This window comes from Aequorivita aquimaris, assembly GCF_001573155.1.
Lineage (GTDB): Bacteria > Bacteroidota > Bacteroidia > Flavobacteriales > Flavobacteriaceae > Aequorivita > Aequorivita aquimaris.
Genome location: NZ_JRWG01000042.1, coordinates 1 through 744, shown reverse-complemented (window position 1 = coordinate 744; position 744 = coordinate 1). Strand labels below are relative to the sequence as shown.

Annotated in this window: 1 protein-coding gene; it reads right to left on the bottom strand. The window is 56.3% G+C overall.

The window, feature by feature from the left end; all coding sequences use genetic code 11:
• Nucleotides 1–744: CLIPPER-2 domain-containing protein (locus LS48_RS14680; protein WP_117590241.1), on the bottom strand; the 744-nt coding region annotated here is incomplete at both ends.

The window sequence follows — 744 nt, the reverse complement described above, 5'->3', positions numbered from 1 at the left end:
CGATAGGTCACTTACCGTGCTCTGGTCTGGTGCAGTACCTGTAGCGGTAGCCTGGTTGACTACCTCGCCCGCATCGATATCATCCTGTGTGATGGTATAGGATGTAGCGGTGTATGTCCAGGTCTCGTCCACGTCAAGTTCATTGTCGCCATCGGTATCGCCGCCCTGGTAAACGATTGCCACCACAGGGTTCGGTGCCTGTAGCAATGGATCGGTTACAGTTATGCCAGATAGGCTCACGTTGCCCTCATTGGTCACGGTGAACGTATAGGTTATCGTATCAACTCCCGCATCCGCGCACTGGTTGCCGTCAACGTCGTTGAAGACCCCGGTCTTTACGATCGCGATGTCAGGGTTCTGGCATAGCTCGACAACGGTCTGGTCGTCATTGGTTATCTCGGTTCCCGAAAGGTCGCTTACCGTGCTCTGGTCTGGTGCAGTACCCGTAGCGGTAGCCTGGTTGACTACCTCGCCCGCATCGATGTCATCCTGTGTGATGGCATATGAGGTGGCGGTGTAGGTCCAGGTCTCAGTTACGTCAAGCTCGCCGTCGTTGTCGGTATCGCCGCCCTGGAACACGATGGCCACTACCGGGTTCGGCGCCTCCAACAATGGGTCGGTAACCGTTATGCCCGACAGGCTCACGTTGCCCTCATTGGTCACGGTGAACGTATAGGTTATCGTATCGATGCCCGCATCGGCGCACTGGTTGCCGTCAACGTCGTTGAAGACCCCGGTCTTTAC